The sequence below is a fragment of the Streptomyces sp. NPDC051940 genome, from assembly GCF_040680895.1.
GTDB lineage: Bacteria > Actinomycetota > Actinomycetes > Streptomycetales > Streptomycetaceae > Streptomyces.
In genome coordinates this window covers 1-26534 of sequence record NZ_JBFAXR010000117.1, presented here as the reverse complement: position 1 = coordinate 26534, position 26534 = coordinate 1, and the positions used below count along the sequence as shown (strand labels likewise).

Here is a 26534-nt window from a genome sequence, read left to right as displayed (position 1 = left end):
CCACACACCCCCCCCCCCCCAAACACTCTAGCTCCCGCATCGTTTGGTTTTTGCGCCGTTCCCCTCACCCCAACCCCCCCGCCCCCCCCGCCCCGCCGGGGCCCCCCGCTTCGTGCCTCTACGTCTCGTTCGGCTCCGTCATGCCGTCACCTCAGAGGTCAGCAGCCCCAGCACCCGGCGGCAGGACACCTCGCAGCGCCGGCAGGACGCCGCCTGCTGCGCCGAGCGGTGCTCCATCCGGCCGGGGCGGAAGGTGTTGTCCGCCGTCACGCGGCACGTCTCCGCGCACACCTCCAGCTGGATGCGCAGCGCGGCGCCGTCACCGCTGTTCTGGCGGCTCAGCAGCCGCGCCGTGCGCTCGCAGATCTCCGCGCAGCGCACGTCGAGCCGATTGCGCGCCTCGGGCGAGAGGGCGGACGCCGCGGTCCAGCAGACGACGGCGCACTCCTGGCACGCCTGCGCGCAGCCGAAACACTCCTCGAGGAATCGGACGAGCAGATCGCGGTCCGCTTCCCCGGTGGACGTGGCCATGGTCAATGCCTCCTTGTTCAGGTAACCGGTCCCGGTGCGGGAGAGGGGTCGGGCACCGGCTCCGGTCCCGGCGGCTTGGGGACCGGATGCGGCGGTGGCCCGGGAACGGGTCCCGGAACCGGCCCCGGACCCGGGCCCGGTCCGGGCCCCGGCCCGGGCACCGGCGGCCGGGGGTCCGGCGGCGCGGGCGGTGTGGGCGGGGGTTCGCGAAGGGCGGGGGAGGGGAACGTCACGACGTACCTCCGTGCGAGACGGGTTCACGGGTTCGTGCTGTCCTGGTGCCGAGTGCCCCGCCTGCCTTCCGACTCACCCCCGAGGACAATGGCGGCCATGACCGATCCCCTGCCGGCGGTCCGCGTGGAGCGTGCCGGCCCCGTCACCACCGTCGTGCTGTCCCGCCCCGACGTGCGCAACGCCGTCGACGGGCCCACGGCGGCGGCCCTCGCCGACGCGTTCCGGGCGTTCGACGCCGACGACGAGGCACGTGTCGCCGTCCTGTGGGGCGAGGGCGGCACGTTCTGCGCGGGCGCCGACCTGAAGGCGATGGGCACCGACCGCTCCAACCGGGTGGCCGCGGACGGCGACGGACCGATGGGACCGACCCGGCTGCGGCTCACCAAGCCCGTCATCGCCGCCGTCAGCGGCCACGCCGTCGCCGGCGGACTGGAGCTCGCCCTGTGGTGCGATCTGCGGGTGGCCGAGGAGGACGCCGTGTTCGGTGTGTTCTGCCGCCGCTGGGGCGTGCCGCTGATCGACGGCGGCACGGTGCGGCTGCCGCGCCTGATCGGCACCGGCCGGGCGCTGGACATGATCCTCACCGGCCGTCCGGTGCCGGCCTCCGAGGCGTACGCCATGGGGCTGGCCAACCGCGTCGTACCGCCCGGGCGGTCGCGCGAGGCGGCGGAGGGGCTGGCGGCGGAGCTCGCCCGCTTCCCGCAGACCTGTCTGCGCGGCGATCGCGCGTCCGTCTACGCGCAGGAAGGGACGCCGTTCGACGAGGCGATGGCGACCGAACTGCGCCACGGGGAGCGCGCGCTGACGGAGGCGCTCGAAGGCGCCGCCCGGTTCGCCGCGGGCCGCGGACGGCACGGGGCGTTCGACGAGCTGTGACCGGGGGCGCCCCGGCGGCTCACCACACGTCGCCGTCCCGCCAGTCGCAGATCAGGTCCCCGGTCAGCGTCACCTTCGCCGACACCGGCAGCACGAACAGGGACCCGTCCTCGTCCGGTGTCCGTTCCACCCCGTGCGGCGTCAGCGCGTACGCCGGCCCCCGCCACAACTGCCAGCCGCGCGCGGCGTAGAACGGCAGCCCGGCGTCGGACGACGCCAGCGCGCCGATTTCGTATGCGTTGCGCACCACCCGTTCCAGCGGTGCCATCAGCGCCGCGCCCACGCCGGTGCGCTGCCGGTCGGGCCGTACGCCGACCCCCTCCACGTACCCCGTGCGCAGCGCCCGGCCGCCGTGCAGCAGCCGCCGCTGCACCACCGAGGCGTGCCCGACGAGTTCGCCGTCCTGCCAGGCCAGGGCGTGGATGCCGCCCAGCCCGTGCTCCCAGTCGTGGTCGTCGAAGTCGCCGTCGAAGACGACGTCCAGCAGCCGTCGCGCCCGGTCGAGCACGGCCGGATCCAGCTCGCTCGTGTGTGCGGTCCTCACGTCCATCACGCGGACCATCCTCCCGTACGACGTAACGTGCCGGAAAAACTTCGCGGATACCGTCTCTGCGACCCGGCCCGCACCGACCCGCGGGCACCGGGCCGAGCCGATGCGAGGTGAGAGCGTGCGACTGACCCCTCATGAGCAGGAGCGCCTGCTGATCCATGTGGCCGCCGACGTGGCGGCCAGGCGCCGGGCGCGGGGGCTGCGGCTCAACCATCCGGAGGCGGTGGCCCTGATCACCGCGCACATCCTGGAGGGCGCCCGCGACGGCCGCACCGTGGCGGAGCTGATGGCCACCGGACGGGAGGTGCTGACCCGCGCCGACGTGATGGACGGGATCCCCGAGATGATCCCCGACGTGCAGGTCGAGGCCACCTTCCCGGACGGCACCAAGCTCGTCACCGTCCACGAGCCGATCAGCTGAGGGGGCACGGATGATCCCCGGAGAGATCCTGTACGCCGAGGGCGCGGTGCGCGTCAACGAGGGCCGCCCGGTGACCCGGCTGACCGTGCTCAACGCTGCCGACCGGCCCGTCCAGGTCGGCTCCCACTACCACTTCGCCGAGGCCAACCCGGGCCTGGAGTTCGACCGCGCCGCGGCCCGCGGGCTGCGGCTGGACGTCCCCGCCGGCACCGCGGTGCGCTTCGAGCCGGGCGTGCCCGTCGAGGTGGCGCTGGTCCCGTTCACCGGCCGCCGGACCGTCCCCGGACTGCGCGGCGAGACGAAGGGCGCCCTCGATGGCTGAGCTGAGCCGGTTCGCGTACGCCTCCCTCTTCGGCCCGACCACCGGGGACCGGATCCGGCTCGCGGACACCGATCTGCTCATCGAGGTGGAGCAGGACCGCTGCGGCGGCCCCGGACTGGCCGGCGACGAGGCGGTGTTCGGCGGCGGCAAGGTCATCCGCGAGTCGATGGGCCAGTCGCTGGTCACCAGCGCCGAGGGCGCCCCCGACACGGTCATCACCGGAGCGGTCGTCCTCGACCACTGGGGCGTCGTCAAGGCGGACGTCGGGCTGCGCGACGGCCGGATCACCGCCGTCGGCAAGGCCGGCAACCCGGACACCATGGACGGCGTCGACCCGGCCCTCGCGATCGGCCCGGAGACCGAGATCATCGCGGGCAACGGGAAGATCCTCACCGCCGGGGCGGTCGACGCCCATGTGCACTTCATCTCGCCGCGGATCATGGACGAGGCCCTGGCGTCCGGCATCACCACGATCATCGGCGGCGGCACGGGCCCGGCCGAGGGCAGCAAGGCCACCACGATCACGCCGGGTTCCTGGCATCTGGAGCGGATGTTCGCCGCGCTGGACCACTACCCGGTGAACATCGGGCTGCTCGGCAAGGGCAACACGGTCTCCCGGGAAGGGCTGCTGAGTCAGCTCCGCGGCGGTGCCCTCGCGTTCAAGATCCACGAGGACTGGGGCGCCACGCCCGCCGCCATCGACGCGTGCCTGACGGTCTGCGAGGAGACCGGCGCCCAGCTCGCCATCCACACCGACACCCTCAACGAGGCCGGTTTCGTCGGCGACACGCTCGCCGCCATAGCCGGACGGACCCTGCACGCGTACCACACGGAGGGCGCGGGCGGCGGCCACGCGCCCGACATCATCAGCGTGGTCTCCGAGCCGTACGTCCTGCCCAGCTCCACCAACCCGACCCGCCCGCACACCGTCAACACCGTCGAGGAGCACCTCGACATGCTGATGGTCTGCCACCACCTCAACCCCGGGGTGCCGGAGGACCTCGCCTTCGCCGAGTCCCGGATCCGGCCCGCGACGATCGCCGCCGAGGACATCCTGCACGACCTCGGCGCGATCTCGATCATCTCCTCCGACTCCCAGGCCATGGGCCGGGTCGGCGAGGTGATCATGCGGACCTGGCAGACCGCGCACGTGATGAAGCGGCGCCGGGGCGCGCTGCCCGGCGACGGCCGGGCCGACAACCACCGGGCACGTCGCTATGTCGCCAAGTACACGATCAACCCGGCGGTGGCGCAGGGCATCGACGCCGAGGTCGGCTCGGTGGAGCCGGGCAAGCTGGCGGACCTGGTGCTCTGGGAGCCCGCGTTCTTCGGCGTGAAACCGCAGCTGGTGCTGAAGGGCGGCCAGATCGCGTACGCGCAGATGGGCGACTCCAACGCCTCCATCCCCACCCCGCAACCGGTGCTGCCCCGCCCGATGTTCGGCGCCCTGGGCCGCGCGCCCGCGCTCAACTCGGTGAACTTCGTGACCCCGCTCGCCGTCGACGCGGGCCTGGCCACCGGAAAGCGGCTGGTGGCGGCGGCCTCCACCCGGCGGCTGTCGAAGGCCGACATGCGGGAGAACGACGCGCTGCCGCGGGTCTCGGTGGACGCGGACACGTTCACGGTGACGATCGACGGCGAGCCGGTGGAGCCCGCGCCGGCGGCGGAGCTGCCGATGGCGCAGCGGTACTTCCTCTTCTGATGGGAGCTGCGGGAACTCTTCTGACGGGAGATGCGGAATGAGCGGCGGTACGGGCCCGGGCGCCGCCCGCGCCGCGCTCCTGGTGCTGGCCGACGGCCGCTTCCCCGCCGGCGGGCACGCCCACTCGGGCGGGGTGGAGGCGGCCGTCCGGGCGGGCCGGGTGCACGACGCGGCGACCCTGTACGCCTTCTGCGCGGGCCGCCTGGCCACCGCCGGCCTCACCGCGGCGGCCCTCGCGGCGGCCGCCTGCGCGGGGCTGTCCGCCGCCGCGCTGGACGAGGCGGCCGACGCCCGCACGCCCTCGCCCGCCCTCAGGTCCGTCAGCCGCCGGCTCGGCCGCCAGGCGCTGCGCGCGGCCCGGGCGGCGTGGCCGCACCCGGACCTGGACGCCCTCGCGTCGGCGTACCCGAAGGGCGCCCACCAGCCGGTGGTGATCGGCGTGACGGCGCGCGGGGCCGGCCTGACGCCGCTGGACGCGGCGCATGTCGTGGCGTACGAGGCGGTCTCGGGCCCGGCGACGGCCGCGGTGCGGCTGCTCAGCCTGGACCCCTTCGACGCGACGGCCGCGCTGGCGCGGCTGGCGCCGCGGGTGGACGCGTACGCGGACCGCGCAGCCGAGGCCGCCCGGCGGGCGGTGCGGGAGGGGCCGGACGCACTGCCGGCGCCGGCGAGTCCGTGGCTCGACATCGCCGCCGAGCAGCATGCGACGTGGCCGGTACGGCTCTTCGCGTCGTGAGACCGGACCGCTGACACCACCGAAGGAGCGCGAACCATGCATCTGGGCCACCACCACGACGACACGTTCCCCGACCGCCACACCGAGAGCGCCGACGGAAGCCGGCGTGCCGTGCGCATCGGCCTAGGCGGACCCGTGGGCTCGGGGAAGACGGCGACCGTCGCCGCGCTGTGCCGGGCGCTGCGCGACGAGTTGTCCATCGCCGTCATCACCAACGACATCTACACCCGCGAGGACGCCGAGTACCTGCTGAGCCAGGCCGTGCTGCCCCCGGAGCGGATCACCGCCGTCGAGACCGGCGCCTGCCCGCACACCGCGATCCGCGACGACATCTCCGCGAACCTCGAGGCGGCGGAGGAGCTGGAGGAGCGGGTAGGGGGCCTGGACCTCGTACTGATCGAGTCCGGCGGCGACAACCTCACCGCCACCTTCTCCCGCGGCCTCGTCGACGCCCAGATCTTCGTGATCGACGTCGCGGGCGGCGACGACATCCCCCGTAAGGGCGGGCCCGGCGTCACCACGGCCGACCTGCTGGTCGTCAACAAGACGGACCTGGCCCCGTACGTCGGCTCGGACCTGGACCGGATGGCACGGGACGCCGCCGCCCAGCGCGGGGAACTCCCCGTCGCCTTCACCTCGCTGAAGGCCGAGGACGGAGTCAAGCCCGTCGCGGACTGGGTCCGCGGGCAGTTGGCGGCGCGGCGGTGAGTGGGGGCGCGGATACGGCCACGGACGCCGCGGCGGCGACGCTCGCGGTGAGACAGTCCGCCGCGGGCGTTTGTGCGAGCGCCCGGATCACCGCCGCCCGCGCTCCCGACGGCCGCACCGTCCTGCCCGAGCTGCGCGGCGACGGCCCCCTCGCCCTGCGCCGGATCCGCTCCGCCGGCCCAGGGGCCCACGTGTGCCTGGTCGGCGCGATGAGCGCCCCGCTGGGCGGCGACCGGCTCGCCCTCGACGTGACCCTCGGCGCGGGCACCCGTCTGCACCTCTCCAGCGCCGCCGCGACGATCGCCCTGCCCGGCCGTACGGGCGCTCCCGCCTCGTACACGATCAGGATCTCCGTCGGGGCGGACGCCGAACTCGACTGGCTCCCCGAGCCGTTGATCGCCGCCGCGGGCAGCAGGCTCGAGGTGACCACGCGGATCGATCTGGCGCCCACGGCCCGGCTGCTCCACCGCGAGGAGCTGGTCCTCGGCCGCACCGGCGAGGCGCCCGGCGGTCTCACCTCCCGGCTGACCGTGCGCCGCGGCGGCCGGCTCCTACTCGACCAGCAGACGGCGTACGGCCCCGGACATCCGGGCTGGGACGGACCGGCGGGGCTGGCCGGGCGGCGCGCGGTGGGCCAGCAGCTGCGGGTGGACCACCGGGCCGAACTGCCGTCCGCCGCCCGGCTGCTGGGGGAGCCCGGCGGCGAGACGGAGGGCGTGTGCGCGCCGCTGGCGGGCCCCGCACTGCTCACGACGGTGCTCGCGCGGGACGCCCTGGGGCTGCGGCGGGCGCTGCGGGAGGGCGGCTGAGCGGCACGGGCGCAGTGGTCGCTGTACAAGATCACTCGAGTCCACTTTGATGGTGCCGATGATTTCTCCGGGGCGCCTGGGTCTGTACGGCCGTAACGCCCGGACAAGAACGACATCAGAAGCGGGGATTCCCACCATGCGTATCCTGATCACCGAGTTCATCAGCCTGGACGGCGTCGTGCAGGGCCCGGGTTCGCCCGAGGAGGACACCGACGGCGGCTTCGCGCACGGCGGGTGGGTCGGCCCCTACTTCGACCCGGAGATCGTGGGCGGCACCTTCGACGGCTCGCTCGCCGAGGCCGACGCCGTGCTCTACGGGCGGCTCACCTGGCAGAACATGGCCGCCGCCTGGCCCGGGCGGGCCGGCGACCCGTTCGCGGACCGGCTGAACGCCCTGCCGAAGTACGTCGTCTCCGACAGCCTCACCAAGGACGACATGACGTGGAACACCACGCTCATCGGCGGTGACGAGGCCGTCGCCCGGATCCGCGAGCTGCGCGAGTCCGAGGGCCGGGACCTGCTGGTCATGGGCAGCGCGACCCTCGTGCGCACCCTGCTGAGCGAGGGACTGGCCGACGAACTCCGGCTGATCACCATGCCGGTGCTGCTCGGCGGCGGGAAGTCCGTCTTCCCGGCGGACGGCGGGAAGCACCCCCTGGAGCTGGTGTCGTCGGTGACGAGCCCGGCGGGCGTCAACGTCTGCACGTACCGGGTGGTGCGCTCCGAGGCGTGACGCCGGGCGGGCGCGCGCCCAGGGGGTGATCCGGGCTCAGGCCGGCCCCGGCCGGCGCGCCTCGAACAGCGTGCGCGAGCTGTACGTGACGAACGGGCCCTCGGCCCCGATCCGTTCGTGCAGCTCGCGCAGCTTCGGCAGGTGCGCGGCGACGGTGAAGCCCGGCACGATCCAGATCACCTTGCGCAGGAAGTGCACGACGGCGGCCACGTCGTGGAACTCCATCCGCAGCCGCTCCGTCCGCAGCCGGACGACCTCCAGTCCGGCCTCCTCGGCCTCCGCCCGCTCGCGGTCCGGCTGCCGTGCCTCCCTCGCCTCCTCCGGCAGCGGCCCGAGGAAGAACTCGGTCAGCTCGAAGACGCTCTCCGGGCCCACGTGCTGGGCGAAGTAGGTGCCGCCGGGGCGCAGCAGCCGGGCGATCTCCCCGAAGTACGGCTGCACCGGATGCCGGCTGACGACCAGGTCGAACGCCGCGTCCCCGAACGGCAGCGGAGGCTCCTCCGGGGCCGCGACGACGACGGTGCCCAGCGGGTGCAGCAGGGTGGTCGCCTTCGCGATGTTCGGCGGCCACGCCTCGGTCGCCACGCTCACCGGGGGCCGCCGGCCGACGCCGGCGAGCACCTCACCGCCGCCGGTCTGGATGTCCAGGGCCGCGCGCGCCACGGCCATCCGCTCGCCCATGGCGCGCTGGTACCCCCACGAGGGCCGCTCCTCGGTGGCCCGCCCCTCGAACCAGGAGAAGTCCCACCCCTCGGTGGGCACGGCCTCGCCCTCGGCGACGAGTTCCTCGAACGATCGCTGTACGGTCATGTTCCCGATCCTCGCAGAGTGATCCACCTCAGCGGGACATCCGCCGCCCGAACTCCCGCTCCCGGTCCCGCAACGCGGCCGGTGCGGGGGTGATCTCGGCCCGGCCCGCCGTGACCCCCGCCTGGTCCTCCGTCATCGGCCCGGCCCGCCGTGACCCCGGCCCGTTCCGCCGGGACGAGGACCGTGGCGGTGCTGCCTTCTTCCGGGGGGTAACCCCGGGAGGTCGCCGGTGGACCTCGCCGCTGATCCGCGCGGACCCAGCGGCCTCAGCCGCCCCTCGTACCGGTTCCGGGGCGGAGCCCTGAAGACCGCCGACTGCCCACCCCGCCGGAGGGCGCGCGCCGGCCCGGCCGGGTATGGAGTCTTGTCGTGAACACTCCTGACAACCACACTGGTTCACCGACCGAGCATGTTCATCGTTCAATCACCGACGGGGGCAGGGGGATCCCCCCGCTGACCGGAGAGAGTGATACCGCATGCGTCGTCGTACCGTCCTCGCCGGGCTGACCGGCCTCAGCGCGGGGCTCGCCCTGCCGGCCACCGCCCGCGCGGAACCGCAGTCCCGCCCCAACGGCCCCTGGATCCAGCCCGAACAGGTGGTCCAGAAGGTCGCCCTCACCGAGAACGCCGACCTCGGCCCCAAGCTCGCCGGCATCGCCGCCCGTTCCGGCGGCCGGATGTCCGTCGAGGTCGCCGGGCGCTCCGCCACGGGCTGGCCGATCCACCTCGCGCGCTTCGGCGAACCCGCGCCGGGCAAGACCTCCCTGCTGATCCAGACCCAGATCCACGGCGGCGAGCCGCTGGGCACCGAGGTGGCCCTGCACCTCATGCAGACCCTCGCCACCAGCTCGCACCCCACCGTCCTCGACGTCCTGGACAAGCTCGCCATCTGGTTCATCCCGCGGCTGAACATGGACGGCGGCGACTTCCGCAACGCCGACGGCTTCCTCGTCCAGCGCCGCCAGAACACCCAGCCCTGGACCCCGCAGGAGTGGGGGCTCGCCCCGGGCACGCCCGCGCCCTGGTATCTGCCGCGCCAGCTGCTGCAGCCCGGCCAGACCCCCGGCTACGACATCAACCGCGACTTCAGCCCCGACCTCGGCTTCCGGCTCGGCCCCGGCGACGAGGCGCTGCTGCCCGGCCGCTCCGAGCTGCCCGGCTTCTTCGTCACCCCCGAGGCGCGCACCTCGGCGGCCGTGTTCCAGCGGATGCGGCCGGACTTCTTCATCGACCACCACCACCGCGGCAGCAACACCCAGTCCGACACCGACAACCAGCTCACCACGCTCCAACTTGTCGGCATCGTCACCGCCGGCACGCCCGACTTCCCGCTCGACCCGGCCGCCCGCGATCTCGCCTTCCAGGTCAACGTCCTGGTCTGGGACCGGCTGCGCGAACTCGGCAACTCGGGCTTCGGCGGCATCACCCGCTACCCGGACGTCGAACTCCCGGGCACGGCCCTCGGCTCGTACGCCCTCAACGGCGCCGGGATCATGCTGTACGAGACGCGCTCCGTCGCCCAGAAGTCGATGGGCATGCTGATCCAGCAGTCCCTCTTCGGCTTCGGCGCCACGCTCGAGGGCCTCACCGACGGCAGCGTGTACGCGGTCGACCCGAACCGCTACCACGACATCCCGCCGGCCGGCCCCTCCATCGGCAACCCGCGCGACGACCTGTGAAGGAGAACCCCGTGAGCCGCAGACCCCGCACCGCGTTGCGCGCCCTCGCCCTCACCGCGGCCGTCCTCGCCGCCACCGTCACCCCTTCCGTCGCCGACCCCGCCCACCTGCCCGGAGGCCCCTGCCTGCAGCCCGAGCAGACCGTCAGCCTGGAGAGCGTCGCCGGGTACGCCGATGTCGTACAGGAGCTGGACCGCATCGCCCACACCTCGGACGGCACCGTCTCCGTCGCCTCCGCGGGCACCTCCGGCGAAGGGCGGCAGCTCCTGTACGCCACCGTCGGGACCGGACCGACGACGGTCTGGCTGCAGGCCCGCATCCACGGCAACGAACTGCACAGCACCGAGGCCGTGCTGCAGATCCTCACCCGTCTGGCGTCCGGCGACCCGGACGCCAGGCTGATCCGCGACCGGCTCACGGTCGTCGTCCTCCCCATGTACAACCCGGACGGCGCCGAGGCCAACATCCGCCAGAGCACCACCCCGACCCGCACCGACCTCAACCGGGACTGGGAGAACTTCGCCCAGCCGGAGTCGGCGGCCTTCTGGAAGCTCTGGCGGGCGGTCCGGCCCGAACTGGCCCTGGACCTGCACCACATGGGCCAGGCGCCGGTCGTCAACGGCACCGACGACCTCAACCAGTTCCAGATCGGCGCCCGTTCCATCGACCCGTCCCGGATGACGGCCGAGCAGTGGCTCACCAACCGGCGGATGGCGATGGCGAGCGTCGACGCCCTGAACCGCTACGGCCTCGCCAACGTCGCCCACTACCCGATCATCGACATCACCAACGCCGTCCTCTCCCGCATGCTGATGGGCGGCACCGCGCCGGCCGGCGAGCAGCCGGTGATGCAGACGCCGACGAAGGGCGCGATCTTCTACGAGGTCCGCTCGGTCGGCCAGAAGAGCAACGGCCAGCTGGAGAACCTCTTCCGCGTCCCGACGCTCGCCGTACTGAAGGCCGCCGCCGACGGCTCCCTCACCTCGCAGGACGTCTCCGGATACCCCGCGCTGCCGTTCGCGACCCAGGGGGCGTGCGGGGTGGAGTAGGCCGGGGTTGCGCCCCGCCTTCCGGGCGCTGCCGCGGGGGCCCGGGAATCCCCCGCGGTGGCGCCCGCCGCGTCACAGGTTCGTCCCGTACCATCGGCACGCCGACGCCGAAGGGGGAACCGGGGATGAAGCTGCGCTGTGCCGTACTGGACGACTACCAAGGAGTCGCCCTGGGGCTGGGGGACTGGGCCCGGGTCGACGAGCAGGTGGACGTACGGTCCCTGCACCACCATCTGCCCGGTGAGGAGGCCGTCGCCGAGTCCGTCGGGGACTGCGAGATCGTCGTCCTGATGCGCGAGCGCACCCCGTTCCCGGCCTCGCTCTTCGCCCGGCTGCCCCGGCTGCGGCTGCTGATCACGTCCGGGATGCGCAACGCCTCCGTCGACCTGGAGGCCGCCGCCCGGCAGGGCGTCACGGTCTGCGGGACGGCGAGCAACTCCGAGCCCCCGGCCGAGCTGACCTGGGCGCTGATCCTGGGTCTGGCGCGGCAGGTGGTGCCCGAGGCGACGGCCCTGCGCGAGGGCGGCCCGTGGCAGTCCACCCTCGGCGCGGACCTGTACGGGCGCCGGCTGGGCCTGCTGGGGCTGGGGAAGATCGGCACGAAGGTGGCCCGCGTGGGCCTGGCCTTCGGCATGGAGGTCGCCGCCTGGTCGCAGAACCTGACGGCGGAGCGGGCCGCCGAGTCGGGTGCGGTCCTCGCCGGGTCCAAGGAGGAGCTGCTGGCGGGCAGCGACTTCGTCTCCCTCCACCTGGTGCTCGGCGACCGCACCCGCGGCCTGATCGATGAGGCGGAGCTCAAGCGGATGCGTCCCACCGCGTATCTCGTCAACACCTCGCGCGCCGGACTGGTCGACCAGGACGCGCTCGCCCGCGCCCTGACCGAGGGCTGGATCGCCGGCGCCGCGGCCGACGTCTTCGACGAGGAACCGCTGCCGCCCGCCCATCCGCTGCGCACGGCGCCCCGCTTCCTCGGGCTGCCGCACCTCGGGTATGTCACCCGGCGCAACTACGAGGGCTACTTCACGCAGGCCGTACAGGACATCGAGGCGTTCCTGGACGGGGAGCCGGTCCGCGTGCTGCGCTGACTCCCCGTCAGGGATCATGTGCAGTGGTCATGACAAGCGCTTACCGTCGCTCCTACAATCGCCCGGTCGGTCACCCCACGCTCCGAATCGAGGCGGTAGATGCTCCGGATACGCACATGGGCCGCGGGGCTGGCGGCCCTGCTCGCCGCAGGCGTGTTAGCAGGCCCGGCGACGGCTGCAAGCACCCTGTACGAGGCCGAGAACGCCACCATCGTCAGCGGTGTGGTGGAGAGCAACCACGCCGGCTTCACCGGCACCGGATTCGTCAACTCCACCAACGCCACCGGCTCCGCGATCGAGTTCAGCGTCGGCTCGGGCACCACCCTCAGCTTCCGCTACGCCCTCGGCGTCGCCGGTGAACGCCCCGCCACCCTCACGGTGAACGGCGTCGCCCAGGGCACCCTGCCGTTCCCGTCCACCGGCACCTGGACCGGTTGGGCCTCCCAGCAGGCCGCGGTCACCCTGCCGGCCGGCACCAGCACGGTGCGGATCACGGCGACCACGTCCGGGGGCCTGGCCAACATCGACTCCCTGACGGTCGGCGACACCTCCGGCGGCGGCAGCGACCCCATCGCCGACCCGATCCCGCAGAGCCCCATCCCCTCCGGGCTCGGCCTGGAGCTGACGGAGTTCGCCCAGTTCCCCAAGTCGGACCCGGTCCCCGCGCCCACCGACGAACGGCTGATCCGCCACGCGCGCATCAACTACCTGGGCCAGCTGCCCGACGGCCGCACGTACGTCCCCGACCTCAACGGCAAGCTGTACATGCTGCCGCCCGGCGGCGGCACCCCCGCCGCCTATCTCGACGTCAAGGCCGTCGTGGGCTCCGCGTTCTTCTCGGGCCGCGGCATGGGCAGCGGGTTCGGCTTCGTGGCCTTCGACCCGCAGTTCGCGTCCAACGGCCGCTTCTACACCGTGCACTCCGAGACACCCCAGTCCGGTGCCGACTGGACGCAGTCCAGCCCCGTCGTACAGAGCGTGCTCACCGAGTGGACCGCGAACAACCCCGCCGCCTCCGTCTTCCAGGGCACCCGGCGCCAGCTGATGCGCATCGGCTTCGCCAACTACATCCACGCCATCCAGCAGATCGACTTCAACCCCGGAGCCGCGCCGGGCTCCGCCGAGTACGGCAAGCTGTACGTCGCGGTGGGCGACGGCGGCCGCGGGACGAGCACCACCGACCCGCAGAACAAGGCGCTGCCGTTCGGCAAGCTGCTGCGCATCGACCCGCGCGGCAACAACAGCGCCAACCACCGCTACGGCGTCCCGTCCGACAACCCCTTCGCCGGACAGCCGGGCGTCCTGACCGAGATCTACGCCCTCGGCATGCGCGACCCGCACCGGTTCAGCTGGGACCGCGGCGGCGCCAAGCGGATGTTCCTCGGCCATATCGGCGAGCACGACATCGAGGGCGTCTACGACGTGCGCGCGGGCGACAACTTCGGCTGGAGCGAACGCGAGGGCGCCTTCGTCTTCAAACGGGACGACCCCTGCTACCTCTACCCGCTGCCGGCGGACGACGCCACGTACGGCTACGACTACCCGGTCGCCGCGTACGACCACAACGGGCCGCCCGGCTGCACCGGCGACCTCGGCCGCGCCGTGGTCGGCGGCTTCGTCTACCGGGGCGGCGCGCTGCCGGCGCTGGCCGGGAAGTACGTCTTCGGCGACATCGTGCAGGGCTGGGTCTACTACACCGACGAGGCCCGGATGCAGCGCGGGGCCGCCCTGGCGCCGCTGTACGAGCTGAAGCTGTTCACCCCGTCCGGCACCCAGGTCTCGATGCAGACCCTGGCCGGCGACGACCGGGTGGACCTGCGTTTCGGCCAGGACTCGGCCGGCGAGCTGTATCTGATGTCCAAGGCGAACGGGAAGGTCTGGAAGGTCACGGGCGTGCGCGGCACGGCACCCTGACCGGCGGACGCACACGGGCCGGGGGCGGGCGTCCGTCCGTCTCCGGCCCTCTCCGGCGCGCGGCGTCCGTCCGCCTCCGGCCCTCTCCGGCATGCGGCCCGGGTCCCCGCGTCGTTTACTGGGCCCACACGCCTTGGAGAGCGCCCTTGACGACGACACAGCAGACCCCGAGTGCCCGCGCGGAGTCGGGCAAGGCCGTGCGCAAGCGCGTCCCGCGCGTCTCGCACGCCACCTGGGTGCCCGCCGCCGACCGCGCCGACCCGGTGCACATCCTCGAACGCCAGGGGGCGGACCGGGTGCCCGAGCTGCTGCCGATCCGGTACGCCCGGATGGTCGCCTCGCCCTTCGCGTTCCTGCGCGGCTCGGCCGCCGTGATGGCCGCGGACCTCGCCGTACGGCCGCACACCGGGCTGACGGTGCAGCTCAGCGGGGACGCCCATCTGCTGAACTTCGGCCTCTACGCCTCGCCCGAGCGCAGGCTGCTGTTCGACCTGAACGACTTCGACGAGACCCTGCCCGGCCCCTTCGAGTGGGACGTCAAACGGCTGGCCGCCAGCATCGCCGTCGCCGGCAAGGAGAACGGGCACCGCGAGAAGCACCTGCGGCGCGCTGCCACCGCCGCCGTCGAGGCGTACCGCACCACGATGCGGCGGCTGGCCGGCCTCGGCGAGCTCGAGGTCTGGTACGAGCAGGTGGCCACGGACGACATCCTGCCCCTGGTCCGGGAGGCCAACCGGGCCCGGGTGAACGCCGACCTCGCCCGGGCCCGCCGCCGTACCAGCCTGCAGGCGCTGCACAAGCTCACCGAGCTGGCGGACGGGGTACGGCGGATCGTGGCCGACCCGCCGCTGCTGGAGCCCGTCGGCTCCCTCGACCGGGGCGCCGTCCGCAAGATCTTCGCGGACTACCGGTCCACCCTCACCGAGGAGCGCAGGCTCCTGCTGGACCGCTTCCGGGTCGTCGACGTGGCCCGCAAGGTCGTCGGGGTGGGCAGCGTCGGCACGCGCTGCTTCATCGTGCTGCTGGAGGGCCGCGACGCGGGTGACCCGCTCTTCCTGCAGATCAAGGAGGCGGGCCCGTCCGTCCTGGAGCCGCATCTGGGTCCGCCCCGGCACCACCACGCGGGCCACCGCGTGGTGGCGGGGCAGCGGATGCTGCAGGCCGCCAGCGACATCTTCCTCGGCTGGGTCACCGGTCCGCAGGGGTACCAGTACTACTGGCGCCAGCTGCGTGACATGAAGGGCTCCATCGACGTCGCGACGCTGGACCCGCGCACGCTGCGCGGCTACGCCACCCTGTGCGGCTGGGTGCTTGCCCGCGCCCACGCCCGTACCGGGGACCGCATCGCCATCGCGGCCTACCTCGGTGGCGGCGACGTCTTCGACAAGGCGGTCACGGACTTCGCCCTGCGCTACACGGACCAGACGGCCGCCGACCACAGCTCGCTGAACGCGGCCATCGCCGCCGGCCTCGTCCCGTCCTCGCCCACGGGCTGAGCCCCGTCGTGGGGCTCAGCCCTGCGCGTGAACTCCGCCGCGGGGATCAGCCCTGCGGCGCGAACTCCGTGAGGACGAAGACCGGGATCTCGCGGTCGGTCTTCGTGGCGTAGGCGGCGTACTGCGGGAACGCCTCGACGGCGCGCTCCCACCACGCGTCGCGCTCCCCGCCGGTGACCAGGCGGGCGCGGTAGTCCTTCTGCACGGGGCCGTCCCGCAGCTCCACATGGGGGTTCGCGACGACGTTGTGGTACCAGGCGGGGTGCTGCGGATCGCCGCCCTTGGAGCCGACGATCGCGTACTCCCCGCCGTGCTCGACCCGCATCAACGGGTTCTTGCGCAGCTTGCCGCTGCGCACGCCCACGCTGGTCATGAGGACGACGGGCAGGCCGTTCATCGTCGTGCCCCGCGTGCCGCCCGAGTCCTCGATCAGCCGCGCCTGCTTCGTCGCCCAGTCCCAGGTACCGGGCTCGTACTCTCCCTTGAGTGGCATGGTGGGGGAACGCGGCGCGGGGCACTGGTGTTCCCGGGAACACCAGTGCCCGGGAATTAGTTCGTGATGCGAAGGTAGTATGCGGGTGTGGTCAAGCATGAGGACGGGCAGCTGGGCGTGGTCGGTGCGCTGGTGCGCTCGGCGTTCCTGACCGACGCGGTGTACGCCGAGGCGGCCCGCGATCACGGCATCACCTCGCAGCAGGGCCAGCTGCTGTGCGTACTGATGGCCCGGCCGCGCGGCATGGGCGAGCTGGGCCCGATGCTGCGCCTGGCCAAGTCCAGCCTCACCGGACTGGTCGACCGCACCGCCCGCCGCGGCCTGGTCCGCCGTGAGCCCGACCCCGAGGACGGCCGCGCCGTCCGCCTCGCCCTCACGGACGAGGGCGCCCGCGTGGCGGACGCCTTCTACACCGACGCCTGCACCCGCATCGACGCCCTGACCTCGAACCTCCCGCCCGCGGACCGGGAGGCCCTCGCGGCCCTGCTGGGCCGGGTGGTCATGGAGAACAAGGTCCCGGAGCTCTTCGGGGAGTAGGGGCGCGGCGGGCTCTTCGCGCTACGGGCGCTGCGGGCTGTACGCGCCAGGGGCGCGGCGGGCTATTCGCGAGTCAGCGCCGTGCAGACGCACACCTTGTTGCCCTCCGGGTCCGCCAGGACCGTGAACGACGGGGCCGCGGAGGCGTCGACCACCGTGCCGCCCGCGGCGACGGCCGCGGCGATGCGGGCGTCCGCCACCTCGGGAGCCAGCCACAGATCGAGGTGCCAGCGCTGGCGCGGCGGGTCGTGCGGGGCGGTCTGCTGGAACCAGACGCCCGGGGTGCGGTTCGTGGGGTCGAACACCGAGTCGGCCACGGTGTGGCCCGCGTCGCCGGTGAGGAGCGCGGACCAGAAGGGCCCCGCCGCCGCGTCGTCCGCGGTGTCCAGGGCCAGCTCCAGCTGGGCCAGCTCCGCGGGCGCCGGGGTGAGCCCTTCGGCGCGGGCGAGCGCGCTGATCGCGCGGGCCAGTTCGAGATCCCGGACCGTGATCCACCGACCCCCCGTGGCGTCGACCGTATACAGGCTGACGTCGACCGCCTCGCCGTTCAGCCGGATCTCCGGTACGCCGTGGCCCGTGTCCGCCGCGGTCCGTACGACCGCGCCCACGAAGGCCGCCGCCGATCCGGCGTCCCCGGCGCGGTAGCGGGCCGCCAGCGGCTGTGCGAGCCTGCGCCAGTCGCCGAGGCCGTCGGCGATCGCGGCGAGGACGGCGGGTGTGCTGACCTTGTCCATGCGGACATCGTCCCAGTCGGCCCCGCGCGGCGCGGCGTAACATCGCGTCTGCGGTGGGAGACCGGTGCCGACGCCGTCCGGTCATCCGAGGATGCTAGGTTCCCTGCACGGGGAAGCGATTTCCCGCAGCACCGCGACGTATCGAGCGAGGGGGAGCGATGGCAGCAGCGGCGAAACGTCCGAGGCGCGTGACGATCGGCGACGTCGCCCAGGCCGCGGGCGCCTCGGTCGCCACGGTCTCCCGGGTCCTCAACGGAGTGAACACCGTCGACCCCGCGCTCGCCGAGCGGGTCAGGACCGTGATCGGGGAGCTGGGCTACCGGCCGAGCGCGGCGGCCCAGGGGCTGGCCCGCGGGCGCTCCGGGACGATCGGTGTCCTCGTGCCGGACCTGTCCAACCCGTACTTCCACGACGTGATCAAGTCCGTCTCCGCCGTGGCCCGTTCGTCCGGCACCCGCGTCCTGGTCATGGACTCCGCGGAGAATGCAGGCGCCGAACGCGAACTCGCCGAGGAGCTGGCCCGGCACGCCGACGGCATGCTGCTGTGCTCCCCGCGCATGCCCCGCGCGGACCTCGCCGCCCTGCTCGACCGCGGCGTCCCCGCGCTGGTCGCCAACCGGCAGGAACCCGGTATCGCCCTGCACGCGATCACCGTCGACTTCTTCCACGGCCTGATGGCCCTGTGCGGCCACCTCGCCCAGCTGGGCCACCGCCACGTCGCCTACCTCGCCGGCCCCGAACGCTCCTGGTCCAACAGCGAGCGCCTGCGCGCCCTGGCCGGCGCGGAGGCGTTCGGCATCCGGGTCCACCATGTGCCGTGCGGCTCCACGGTCGACGAGGGCTTCGCCGCGGCGCAGGCGGCGCTCGACACCGGGGCGACGGCCGTCGTGGCGTACAACGACTTCGTCGCGCTGGGCGTGCTCGGCCGCTTCGCGGAGCTGGGCGTGCGGGTGCCGGAGGACGTCTCCCTCACCGGCTTCGACGAGATCGACCTCGCCCGCTACTCCTCGCCGCCCCTCACCACCGTCACCGTGCCCCGCGACCTGCTCGGCCGCGCGGCCGCCGAGGCGCTGGGCCGGCTGATGGCGGGCGAGGCGTACGAGCCGCGCACGATCCCGGTGGAGCTGCAGGTCAGGGGTTCGACGGGGGCGCCTGCGGCGCGTTGAGCACCGGCTCCGGCAGTCCGGTGGTCCGGACGACCGCCGCGGTGCCGCCGATCCGTACCGCGGGTCCCCGCGGACCCGGGCGCACGGTGGCCGTGATGGTCGCCGGGCTGCCGAGCGAGTCGCCCATGTCGACGGACAGGACCGTGCTGCCGCCGCCCGCCATATGGGCGGCGAGGCAGGCCGTGCTGTTGGCGTTGGCGATGTCCTCCGGTACGCCGATCGACGGCGCGAACATCCGTGCCGCCGCACGGCCCGAACCGTCCGGGACCGAGTAGACGTACGCGCCGAGCAGGCCCGTCCGGTCGCAGGCGGTGCGCAGCCGCGCGAAGTCCGGCGCCACGGAGGCCAGCACGGACCGGGAGGCCACGGGCACCAGGATCCGCGCCCGGCCCACCCCGGCGACCCGGACGGCGCCCGCCACGTCGTCCGGAGCGAGGCCGAGGGCGGGCAGGACCAGGTCGGCCTCCTCGGCGCGGGGGTCGCGCAGGTCGACGGGGCCGGGGTCGAAGGCGGCGTGCGGGTGGGCCCCCTCGGCCGACGTCCAGCCGTCGAAGACCCGGTTCGCGGTGCGCAGCGTGAAGCGGTGGTCGGCGCCGGCCCCGGCGCGTTCCGCCAGCCAGACCAGCGCGGCGACGGTCCCGTGGCCGCAGGCGGGCAGTTCGCCGGCCGCGGTGAAGAAGCGCAGGGAGACGGCGTCCGTGTCCTCGCCGCGTGCGACGAAGACGGCGTGCGAGGCGCCCACCAGGCCGGGGACCCGGGCGCGGGCGGCGTCGGTGAGCGCGACGTCGTCGAGGACGGCGGTGGGGCTGCCGCCCGAGCCGTCGCGGAGGCAGGCGTTGACGACGGTGACGGGGATGATCCCGACGGGGGCGGGGGAGGGGCGGCTCGGCATACGATCATTCTCGCCCGGCGGGGCGGGAGGCGCGTGCGGGGTGGTCCGTACGCCGGTCGGGTCGTACGGCGGCGGGCTCCGGATTCGGCGGGTGTCGGCTCCGGCGGGCGTCGGCCCGCGTGGGCTCACCGCGTCACCGCGTCACCGCGTCACCGCGTCACCGCGTCACCGCGCCATCAGCGCGAACACGCCCCAGCCGACGTACTCGCGCTCATAGCGCGCGTACCGCGCCGGCGCCGTGGCCAGTTCGTGCCGTACCTCGGCCGCGAGCGCGTCGTCCGGGTGCGCGTCGAGCCAGCGGCGGAGGTTCAGCCACTGGGCCGCGCGGTAGCGGTCCCAGCTCTCCTCGTCGGCCAGCACCATCTCCACCACGTCGTAGCCCAGTTCGCCGAACTGCTCGATCAGCCCCGCCGCCGACCGCAGTTCGGACGCGTCGCCCACGTGGCACGCCTCCGCGGCCTCCCGGTCGGGGGGCTCCCGGCGCCAGTACGGCTCGCCGATCAGCATCAGCGCGCCGCGGCGCACGCTGCGCGCCAGCAGCTCCACCGTGCCGGCCACACCGCCGCCGATCCAGGTGGCACCCACGCAGGCGGCGAGGTCCACCGGCTCCGGTGCGACGTGGCCGGCGGCGTCCCCGTGGACGAACCCGACGCGGTCCGCGACGCCCAGCTCGGCGGCGCGGGCGCGGGCCCGTGCGACGAACGCGGTGCTGATGTCCACCCCGGTCCCGGTGACGCCGTGGTCGCGGGCCCAGGTGCAGAGCAACTCCCCGGAGCCGCAGGCCAGATCGAGCACCCGGGTGCCGGGTTCCAGCCGCAGCGCTCCGCCGAGGACGGCGAGCTTGTCCGCGGTGAAGGGGTTGTGGATGCGGTGGCTGCTCTCGCGGAGGGTGAAGATGCGCGGAAGATCCACTGGCCGGTGCCTCCGGGGCGTCAGGGGTCCTGCGGACGGGGCGGGGAGCCCGGCGACCGTAGGCCGCCGCGGATCGGCCTGTCCACGGGATTCCGCCGGCTCGACCGGTCTGGAGAGCGCTACCGGCTGACTTGCTGATCAGTAACAGCCCCAACGTGCTCCCTTGACAAGGAGAATCACCCAAGGGACCTTGTCTTCGCAGTCCTGACTGAGAAAGCGCTATCTCACCCGCACCGGACACCCGTCGATTGGCCGAACCGATGCACTTCAGCCGCCGCGCGCTTCTCCGCGCCACCACCCTGACCGCCGCGGGCGCCCTGCTCCCGGCCGTGCGTACGCCCACCGCGTCGGCGGCCACGCCGGCGGACGACCCCTGGTCCCAGGTCCCCGCGCTGCTCGAGCGGATCACCCCGCCGGTCTTCCCCGACCGCGTCTTCCCCGTCACCGACTTCGGCGCCGCCCCCGGCCAGGACGCCACGCAGGCCGTCGCCGCCGCGATCGCCGCCTGCGCCGCGGCGGGCGGCGGTACCGTCCTCGTCCCGCCCGGCCGCTATCCGACCGGCGCCATCCACCTGCTCGGCAACACCAACCTGCATCTGCAGGACGGTGCCACCCTGGCCTTCAGCCCCGACCCGGCCGCCTATCTCCCCGTGGTGTTCACCCGGTGGGAGGGCACCGAGTGCTACAACTACTCCCCGCTGATCTACGCCTTCGGCCAGGAGAACGTCGCCGTCACCGGCCCCGGCGTACTGGACGGCCAGGGCGGCGACGGCCCCTGGGAGAGCTGGTACCGCACCAGCACCCTGCAGGGCCCCGACCAGCGGCTCCTGCGCCAGATGGGCTCCACCGGCGTCCCCCTCGAGCAGCGGGTCTTCGGCGCCGGGCACTATCTGCGCCCCCAGCTGCTGCAGTTCAACCGCTGCCGCAACGTGCTGGTCAGCGACGTGACCATCGTCGACCCCCCGATGTGGACCGTGCACCCCGTCCTGTGCTCCAACGTCACGATCCGCGACATCACCGTCGACAGCGTCCTGTACAACACCGACGGCGTGGACGTGGAGTCCAGCAGGCTCGTCCACATCACCGGCAGCCGCTTCAACACCAACGACGACTGCGTCGCCGTGAAGTCCGGCCGCGACGAGGACGGACTGCGCGTCGGCGTGCCCAGCGAGGACGTCGTGGTGCGCAACTGCCAGTTCTCCGGCCGCTGGGGCGGCATCACCGTCGGCAGCGAGATGTCCGGCGGCGCCCGCCGGATCTTCGCCGAGAACTGCGAGATCAACCCCGCCGACTTCCCCGGCCGCTACCCCGTGAAGTACCCGGTGTACATCAAGGCCAGCAAGAAGCGCGGCAGCTACATCGACGGCGTTTACGCCCGCCGCTTCACCGGCAGCGGCGTCGAGCGCGACGTGGCCTTCGTGAACATGGACTACAACGGCGGTGAGGGCGGCACCCTCCCGGTCTCCGTCCGCGACATCCGCATCGACCAGTTCGAGATCGACGGCGCCCGCGCCGTCCTCAACCTCGTGGGCCTGGCGACCGACCGGATGGACGGCGTACACGTGTCCCGCTCCGTCTTCACCGGCGTCCGGGGCCCGGACACCGTCAGCTACGCCGACGACGTGACGTACGAGAAGGTCTCCGTCAACGGAACAGAGGTGGCGTGATGGGACGCCGCCGCACCGCCACCCTGCTGAGCGCCCTCGCCCTGGCCCTGCTCACCGCGGTCCAGGCACCGGTGGCGGCCGACGAGCCCGCCGCGGCCGACCCCGCCCCGATCGCGCCCGTACGCGGCTGGACCATCCTCTCCGACAGCGACCGGGGCGCCGACGAGGTCATCGCCCGGGCGCCGGCGTACGACATCAACCATCTGCAGATCAGCCATGAGATCGTGCACGACCTGAACGAGGTCAAGGACCCGGCCAAGCGCGCGCAGACCAACCGCCTCACCGACGCCGCGCACGCCGCCGGCATCGACGAGGTCGCGGTCTGGGACCACACCCTGTACGACCTGGACTACTACCCGGCCGAGTTCCGCACCGGCCCCGGCGGGACCATCGACCTGGACAACCCGGCGTTCTGGGAGTGGTTCAGGAACGACTACCGCACCATGCTCGACCTCGTCCCGGACATCGACTCCGTCGTGCTCACCTTCATCGAGACCGGCGCGCGGGTCGAGCGGCAGTACTCGCGCCGGCTGACGACCGACGAGGAGAAGCTCGCCTACGTCGTCGACCAGGTCGCCGACGTGGTCAACGAGGAGCGCGGACTCAACCTCTATCTGCGGACCTTCGGCTACTACCCGGCCGAGATGGACCGCACCCTGCGCGCCATCGACCTGGTCGAGAACCCCGCGGCCCGGGTGATGATCAAGGCACAGCCGCACGACTTCTTCCTCACCCACCCCGTCGACACGACCGTCACCCGGATCCGCCGGCCCGTGCTCGTCGAGTACGACGCCACCGGCGAGTACAACGGCCAGGGCAAGATCGCGAACGCCTTCGCCGAGGACCACGTCAATCGGATGCGCTACTACCAGCGCCAGCCCAACGTCATCGGCTACGTCGCCCGCACCGACCGCTACGACGAGTCCCGCATCGTCGGCACCCCCACCGAGCTCAACCTCTACGCCCTGGCGCGCGCCGACGCCGACCCCGCCGTACGGCCGGAGGACCTGTACGAGGAGTTCGCCGCCCACCGGTACGGCACCCCGGCGGCCCCGAAGGTGGGATCCGCGCTCTCCAAGTCGTACGGGATCATCACCTCCGTGCTCTACACCCTGGGCACCAACAACGCCAACCACTCCCGGCTGGACTACGACCCGTACTGCTCCAGCTACCACCGCAGCGTCTCCGGCAAGTGGACCGATCCGCCCGTGACGTACGTGGCGCACACGGTCAACAAGGAGTTCCACCACTGGCGGGACGTGGTGGAGCACCTCGGGCCCGTCTCCTGCAAGACCTCCTCCACGCTCCGGCTCGAGGCCCCCTACGTGCTGGACAACGGCTGGGTCACCGACCGCAACACCATGAACCTGGAGTACCTGCACTACGTGCAGAAGGAGAAGAAGTACGGCGTCAACCTCGCCCGCAGCGCCCTGCGGGACATCGAGGAGGCCCGGCCCTTCCTCTCCGACGCCGACTACACGCAGCTCCACGCCTACTTCGAGCGCACCCTGCTCACCGCCCGGCTGCACCACGCCGTCACCGCCGCCTACTTCGGCTACCGGATCTACGTCCAGGGGCCGGAGCAGCAGACGGAGGAGCTGAAGGCCCTCATCTGGACCGGGCTCGACGAGGCGCAGCACGTCGCGGACGCGATGCGCGCCTATCCGCAGCAGGCCGCGAGCGGCGAGTGGGACTGGATCCGCGACGCCGCCGAGGCCGACAAGTACCGCACCCGCATCTCCCAGGGCTGGGACCGCTACGGCCATGTCGCCGTGCCCCGGCCGACCGTCTGACGAAAGGTGGAGTCACACCGTGCCGACCCATCCGACCCGCCGCTCCCTCGTCAAGGCCGGCGGCGTGCTCGCCGCGGCCGCGGCCCTGCCACCGGCGACCGCCGCGGAGGCCGTGGAGACCGCCGAGACGGCGGAGGCCGCCGAGCTCGCCGGGCCGCAGTACGAGGACGGGCCGTGGGCCCTGGTCCCGCAGATCCTGGCCCGGATCACGCCGCCCGTCTTCCCGGACCGCTGGTTCGACATCCGCGACTACGGGGCGGTGGGTGACGGCCTCACCAAGAACACGGACGCGTTCCGCGCCGCCATCGCCGCCTGCAACGCCGCCGGCGGCGGCCATGTGCGGGTGCCGGAGGGGCGGTTCCTCACCGGCGCCGTCCATCTGCTGAGCAACGTGGACCTGCACGTCACCGAGGGCGCCACCGTGCTGTTCAGCACCGACCCCGCCGACTATCTGCCGGTCGTCCTCACCCGCTGGGAAGGCACCGAGTGCTACAACTACTCGTCCTTCGTCTACGCCTACGGGCAGGAGAACCTGTCGATCAGCGGCGGCGGTGTCCTCGACGGCCAGGGGATGACCGGCCCCTGGAAGAGCTGGCGCGATCCCGGCGGCAACGCGCTGATCGACCAGGCGGCGCTGCGGGCGATGGGCGAGCAGGGCGTACCGGTGGCGGAGCGGGTCTTCGGCGAGGGGCACCATCTGCGGCCCAACATGATCCAGTTCTACCGCTGCCGCAACATCGTGATGCGTAACCTCACGGTCCTCGAGCCCCCGATGTGGACGATCCACCCGGTGCTCTGCACGAACGTCCTGCTGGACAGCGTGGACGTGATCGGGCGCATCAACAACAGCGACGGCGCGGACCCGGAGTGCTGCTCCGACGTGTACATCGTCAACTGCCGCTTCCACACCGAGGACGACTCGATCGCGGTGAAGTCCGGCCGCGACGAGGACGGACTGCGGGTCGGCGTGCCCAGCGAGAACATCGTGGTGCGCAACTGCGTGTTCTCCGGCCGCTGGGGCGGCATCGCGGTGGGCAGCGAGATGTCCGGCGGGGCGCGCAACATCTTCGCGGAGAACTGCGAGATCAACCCGCTGTCCTTCCCCGGCCGCTACAACCCCCGCCACCCCGTCTTCCTCAAGACCAACAAGAAGCGCGGCGGCTATATCGACGGCGTCTACGTCCGGCGCTTCACGGGACGGCAGATCGACCGCGACTGCATCTACCTCACCGCGCGCTACTCCAACCAGACCGGCGACCGGCCGGCGATCATCCGCAACGTCGTCGTGGAGCACATGGAGCACGACGGGGCCCGGATGGCGGTCAACTTCGAGGGACTGGCCTCCGATCCCTTCAGCGACATCCGGATCTCCCAGTGCGAGTTCGTCCACACGACCCAGGACTCAAGGATCGAACACGTGGTCAATTTGACCCTCGATCGGGTGTATGACGACGGTATTCAACTGAGATATCCATAACGGCCGGTCCCTCCCCGCCCGTACACTGCCCTCGACCCCGGTAATCCGGTCCATCCGGAACCGGGAGTCGGGGGGTGTCCATGGGGTACGCAGCGCGCCATCCGGCGGGGCGGCAGGCCGAACTCGAGGCCGTCGACGGTTTTCTGGTCACCGCCGGGCGGCAGCCAGCCGGCCTCGTGCTGACCGGGGAGCCCGGCATAGGCAAGACGACGCTGTGGGCCACGGCGGTCGACGAGGCCCGGCGGCGCGGCCACCGCGTGCTCGCCGCCCGGCCCGCGGCGGCCGAGGCCGGCCTGTCGTACGCGCTGCTGGCCGATCTGCTGTCGGGTGTCGACGAGGCCGTGTTACGCCCGTTGCCCCGGCCCCAGCGCGCCGCGGTGGAGTCGGTGCTGCTGCGCGCCGAGCCCGACGAGGACGGGCTCGATCCGCGGGCCATCGGCTGGGCGCTGCTCAGCCTCGCCGGGCGGCTGGCCCACGCCGCGCCGCTGCTGCTGGCCGTCGACGATCTGCAGTGGGCCGATCCGTCCAGCGCCGCGGCACTCGCCTTCGCCGCGCGTCGCGTCCACGGGCGCGTGGGCGTCCTCGCCGCCGTACGGACCGGGGCGGCGGGCGTGCCCCTGCCCGAGGTCGGCGAGGGCACCCGGATCCTCACCCTGGGACCGCTGGCGACCAGTGCCCTGCACCGGGTGCTGCGCGACCGGCTGGGGCGCGCGCTGCCGCGGCCCGCCCTGGACCGGATCGAGCGGGTCTCCGGCGGCAATCCGCTCTACGCCCTCGAACTCGCCCGCGCCGCCGGGGACACCGGCTCCCTGCCGGACTCCCTCACCCAGCTGATGGCCGCCCGCGTCGAACGCATCCCGGCGCCCGTACGCGAGGTCCTGCTGGCCGCCTCCGCCCTCGCCGAGCCGACCGCCGGACGGATCGCGCAGGCCCTCGGCGGCAACCCCGACCCGCTGCTGGAGGCCGCCGAGGAGCAGGGCGTCATCTCCATCACCGGCACCCGGGTGCGCTTCACCCACCCGCTGCTGTCCACCGCCGTGCACGACGCGGCGGGACCGTCGGCCCGCCGCGCCATGCACCGCCGGCTCGCCGCCACCGCCGAGGACATCGAGGAGCGCGCCCGGCATCTGGCGCTGGCGGCCATCCGCGCCGACGCCGAGACCGTCGCCGCCCTCGACGCCGCGGCGGCCGGCGCCCGCACCCGCGGC

At 73.2% G+C, this 26534-nt stretch carries 26 protein-coding genes; 19 read left to right on the top strand and 7 right to left on the bottom strand.

The annotated features are described in order from the left end of the window. Positions 1–138: 138 nt before the first annotated feature. Positions 139–531 (bottom strand): hypothetical protein, encoded by a 393-nt coding sequence (locus AB0M28_RS31935; protein WP_365412747.1) that lies wholly within the window; start codon positions 529–531, stop codon positions 139–141. A gap of 330 nt (positions 532–861) precedes the next feature. Here AB0M28_RS31935 and AB0M28_RS31930 point away from each other — a divergent pair, with 330 nt between their 5' ends. After that, positions 862–1641, top strand: a complete 780-nt coding sequence (locus tag AB0M28_RS31930; protein ID WP_365412745.1) for a crotonase/enoyl-CoA hydratase family protein — start codon at positions 862–864, stop codon at positions 1639–1641. A 19-nt stretch (positions 1642–1660) separates the two neighbouring features. On the opposite strand, the gene AB0M28_RS31925 is transcribed toward AB0M28_RS31930, so the two are convergent. After that, positions 1661–2191 (bottom strand): GNAT family N-acetyltransferase, encoded by a 531-nt coding sequence (locus AB0M28_RS31925; protein ID WP_365412743.1) that lies wholly within the window; start codon positions 2189–2191, stop codon positions 1661–1663. Positions 2192–2309: 118 nt separating this feature from the next. Here AB0M28_RS31925 and AB0M28_RS31920 point away from each other — a divergent pair, with 118 nt between their 5' ends. From AB0M28_RS31920 to AB0M28_RS31890, 7 genes are all read left to right on the top strand, one after another. Next, positions 2310–2612 (top strand): urease subunit gamma, encoded by a 303-nt coding sequence (locus AB0M28_RS31920; protein WP_365412741.1) that lies wholly within the window; start codon positions 2310–2312, stop codon positions 2610–2612. A gap of 10 nt (positions 2613–2622) precedes the next feature. Beyond that, positions 2623–2934: an urease subunit beta gene (locus AB0M28_RS31915; protein WP_365412739.1), complete on the top strand. Its 312-nt coding sequence runs from the start codon at positions 2623–2625 to the stop codon at positions 2932–2934. Then, complete coding sequence (locus AB0M28_RS31910) at positions 2927–4636, top strand: urease subunit alpha (RefSeq protein WP_365412737.1); 1710 nt, start codon at positions 2927–2929, stop codon at positions 4634–4636. The genes AB0M28_RS31915 and AB0M28_RS31910 overlap by 8 nt, the downstream gene beginning before the upstream one ends. Before the next feature lie 37 nt (positions 4637–4673). Next, positions 4674–5372, top strand: coding sequence for an urease accessory UreF family protein (locus AB0M28_RS31905; RefSeq protein WP_365412735.1), 699 nt, complete (start codon positions 4674–4676; stop codon positions 5370–5372). 36 nt (positions 5373–5408) lie between these two features. Then, entirely contained in the window at positions 5409–6080 is a 672-nt protein-coding gene (ureG, locus tag AB0M28_RS31900; RefSeq protein ID WP_365412733.1) for an urease accessory protein UreG, read from the top strand. Positions 6081–6127: 47 nt separating this feature from the next. Further along, positions 6128–6889, top strand: a complete 762-nt coding sequence (locus AB0M28_RS31895; RefSeq protein WP_365412731.1) for an urease accessory protein UreD — start codon at positions 6128–6130, stop codon at positions 6887–6889. Between the two features lie 136 nt (positions 6890–7025). Continuing rightward, a complete protein-coding gene (locus AB0M28_RS31890; protein ID WP_365412729.1) occupies positions 7026–7622 on the top strand; it encodes a dihydrofolate reductase family protein in 597 nt (198 codons plus the stop codon). A gap of 36 nt (positions 7623–7658) precedes the next feature. Here AB0M28_RS31890 and AB0M28_RS31885 read toward each other — a convergent pair whose 3' ends face one another. After that, positions 7659–8432 (bottom strand): class I SAM-dependent methyltransferase, encoded by a 774-nt coding sequence (locus AB0M28_RS31885; protein WP_365412727.1) that lies wholly within the window; start codon positions 8430–8432, stop codon positions 7659–7661. Positions 8433–8908: 476 nt separating this feature from the next. On the opposite strand from AB0M28_RS31885, the gene AB0M28_RS31880 reads away from it, so the two are divergent. The 5 genes from AB0M28_RS31880 to AB0M28_RS31860 all read left to right on the top strand — a co-directional run bounded on the left by AB0M28_RS31880 (position 8909) and on the right by AB0M28_RS31860 (position 15655). Then, a complete protein-coding gene (locus AB0M28_RS31880) occupies positions 8909–10111 on the top strand; it encodes a M14 family zinc carboxypeptidase (RefSeq protein WP_365412725.1) in 1203 nt (400 codons plus the stop codon). An 11-nt stretch (positions 10112–10122) separates the two neighbouring features. Next, complete coding sequence (locus AB0M28_RS31875; RefSeq protein ID WP_365412723.1) at positions 10123–11160, top strand: M14 family zinc carboxypeptidase; 1038 nt, start codon at positions 10123–10125, stop codon at positions 11158–11160. Positions 11161–11285: 125 nt separating this feature from the next. After that, a complete protein-coding gene (locus AB0M28_RS31870; protein ID WP_365412722.1) occupies positions 11286–12245 on the top strand; it encodes a D-2-hydroxyacid dehydrogenase family protein in 960 nt (319 codons plus the stop codon). A 99-nt stretch (positions 12246–12344) separates the two neighbouring features. Further along, complete coding sequence (locus tag AB0M28_RS31865; protein WP_365412720.1) at positions 12345–14159, top strand: PQQ-dependent sugar dehydrogenase; 1815 nt, start codon at positions 12345–12347, stop codon at positions 14157–14159. 146 nt (positions 14160–14305) lie between these two features. Next, a complete protein-coding gene (locus AB0M28_RS31860; RefSeq protein ID WP_365412718.1) occupies positions 14306–15655 on the top strand; it encodes a DUF2252 domain-containing protein in 1350 nt (449 codons plus the stop codon). Between the two features lie 46 nt (positions 15656–15701). Here AB0M28_RS31860 and AB0M28_RS31855 read toward each other — a convergent pair whose 3' ends face one another. Then, positions 15702–16148, bottom strand: coding sequence for a nitroreductase family deazaflavin-dependent oxidoreductase (locus AB0M28_RS31855; protein ID WP_365412716.1), 447 nt, complete (start codon positions 16146–16148; stop codon positions 15702–15704). A gap of 111 nt (positions 16149–16259) precedes the next feature. Here AB0M28_RS31855 and AB0M28_RS31850 point away from each other — a divergent pair, with 111 nt between their 5' ends. After that, entirely contained in the window at positions 16260–16685 is a 426-nt protein-coding gene (locus AB0M28_RS31850; RefSeq protein ID WP_365412749.1) for a MarR family transcriptional regulator, read from the top strand. A gap of 62 nt (positions 16686–16747) precedes the next feature. Here the strand turns inward: AB0M28_RS31850 and AB0M28_RS31845 are convergent, their stop codons facing one another. Next, complete coding sequence (locus tag AB0M28_RS31845; RefSeq protein WP_365412714.1) at positions 16748–17419, bottom strand: VOC family protein; 672 nt, start codon at positions 17417–17419, stop codon at positions 16748–16750. A 188-nt stretch (positions 17420–17607) separates the two neighbouring features. Here AB0M28_RS31845 and AB0M28_RS31840 point away from each other — a divergent pair, with 188 nt between their 5' ends. After that, positions 17608–18585 (top strand): LacI family DNA-binding transcriptional regulator, encoded by a 978-nt coding sequence (locus AB0M28_RS31840; protein ID WP_365412712.1) that lies wholly within the window; start codon positions 17608–17610, stop codon positions 18583–18585. Here AB0M28_RS31840 and AB0M28_RS31835 read toward each other — a convergent pair. Together AB0M28_RS31835 and AB0M28_RS31830 are read right to left on the bottom strand one after the other, a co-directional pair. Continuing rightward, positions 18551–19477 (bottom strand): PhzF family phenazine biosynthesis isomerase, encoded by a 927-nt coding sequence (locus AB0M28_RS31835; protein ID WP_365412710.1) that lies wholly within the window; start codon positions 19475–19477, stop codon positions 18551–18553. The genes AB0M28_RS31840 and AB0M28_RS31835 overlap by 35 nt on opposite strands. A gap of 165 nt (positions 19478–19642) precedes the next feature. Next, a complete protein-coding gene (locus AB0M28_RS31830) occupies positions 19643–20389 on the bottom strand; it encodes a methyltransferase domain-containing protein (protein WP_365412708.1) in 747 nt (248 codons plus the stop codon). Positions 20390–20637: 248 nt separating this feature from the next. Between AB0M28_RS31830 and AB0M28_RS31825 the strand changes: the two genes are divergently transcribed. The 4 genes from AB0M28_RS31825 to AB0M28_RS31810 form a co-directional block, all read left to right on the top strand. Continuing rightward, entirely contained in the window at positions 20638–22056 is a 1419-nt protein-coding gene (locus AB0M28_RS31825) for a glycoside hydrolase family 28 protein (protein WP_365412706.1), read from the top strand. Beyond that, entirely contained in the window at positions 22056–23849 is a 1794-nt protein-coding gene (locus AB0M28_RS31820) for a hypothetical protein (protein ID WP_365412704.1), read from the top strand. The genes AB0M28_RS31825 and AB0M28_RS31820 overlap by 1 nt, the downstream gene beginning before the upstream one ends. Positions 23850–23868: 19 nt before the next feature. Next, entirely contained in the window at positions 23869–25326 is a 1458-nt protein-coding gene (locus tag AB0M28_RS31815; protein WP_365412702.1) for a glycoside hydrolase family 28 protein, read from the top strand. Positions 25327–25406: 80 nt separating this feature from the next. Then, positions 25407–26534 (top strand): AAA family ATPase (locus AB0M28_RS31810; RefSeq protein WP_365412700.1); only part of this gene is annotated, 1128 nt, incomplete at its 3' end.

Bases quoted from the DNA above. Each gene is read 5' to 3' on its own strand.
- AB0M28_RS31935 (WP_365412747.1), bottom strand. From the start codon at position 531: ATGGCCACGTCCACCGGGGAAGCGGACCGCGATCTGCTCGTCCGATTC.
- AB0M28_RS31930 (WP_365412745.1), top strand. From the start codon at position 862: ATGACCGATCCCCTGCCGGCGGTCCGCGTGGAGCGTGCCGGCCCCGTC.
- AB0M28_RS31925 (WP_365412743.1), bottom strand. From the start codon at position 2,191: ATGGACGTGAGGACCGCACACACGAGCGAGCTGGATCCGGCCGTGCTC.
- AB0M28_RS31915 (WP_365412739.1), top strand. From the start codon at position 2,623: ATGATCCCCGGAGAGATCCTGTACGCCGAGGGCGCGGTGCGCGTCAAC.
- AB0M28_RS31910 (WP_365412737.1), top strand. From the start codon at position 2,927: ATGGCTGAGCTGAGCCGGTTCGCGTACGCCTCCCTCTTCGGCCCGACC.
- AB0M28_RS31905 (WP_365412735.1), top strand. From the start codon at position 4,674: ATGAGCGGCGGTACGGGCCCGGGCGCCGCCCGCGCCGCGCTCCTGGTG.
- ureG (WP_365412733.1), top strand. From the start codon at position 5,409: ATGCATCTGGGCCACCACCACGACGACACGTTCCCCGACCGCCACACC.
- AB0M28_RS31890 (WP_365412729.1), top strand. From the start codon at position 7,026: ATGCGTATCCTGATCACCGAGTTCATCAGCCTGGACGGCGTCGTGCAG.
- AB0M28_RS31885 (WP_365412727.1), bottom strand. From the start codon at position 8,432: ATGACCGTACAGCGATCGTTCGAGGAACTCGTCGCCGAGGGCGAGGCC.
- AB0M28_RS31880 (WP_365412725.1), top strand. From the start codon at position 8,909: ATGCGTCGTCGTACCGTCCTCGCCGGGCTGACCGGCCTCAGCGCGGGG.
- AB0M28_RS31870 (WP_365412722.1), top strand. From the start codon at position 11,286: ATGAAGCTGCGCTGTGCCGTACTGGACGACTACCAAGGAGTCGCCCTG.
- AB0M28_RS31865 (WP_365412720.1), top strand. From the start codon at position 12,345: ATGCTCCGGATACGCACATGGGCCGCGGGGCTGGCGGCCCTGCTCGCC.
- AB0M28_RS31855 (WP_365412716.1), bottom strand. From the start codon at position 16,148: ATGCCACTCAAGGGAGAGTACGAGCCCGGTACCTGGGACTGGGCGACG.
- AB0M28_RS31845 (WP_365412714.1), bottom strand. From the start codon at position 17,419: ATGGACAAGGTCAGCACACCCGCCGTCCTCGCCGCGATCGCCGACGGC.
- AB0M28_RS31835 (WP_365412710.1), bottom strand. From the start codon at position 19,477: ATGCCGAGCCGCCCCTCCCCCGCCCCCGTCGGGATCATCCCCGTCACC.
- AB0M28_RS31820 (WP_365412704.1), top strand. From the start codon at position 22,056: ATGGGACGCCGCCGCACCGCCACCCTGCTGAGCGCCCTCGCCCTGGCC.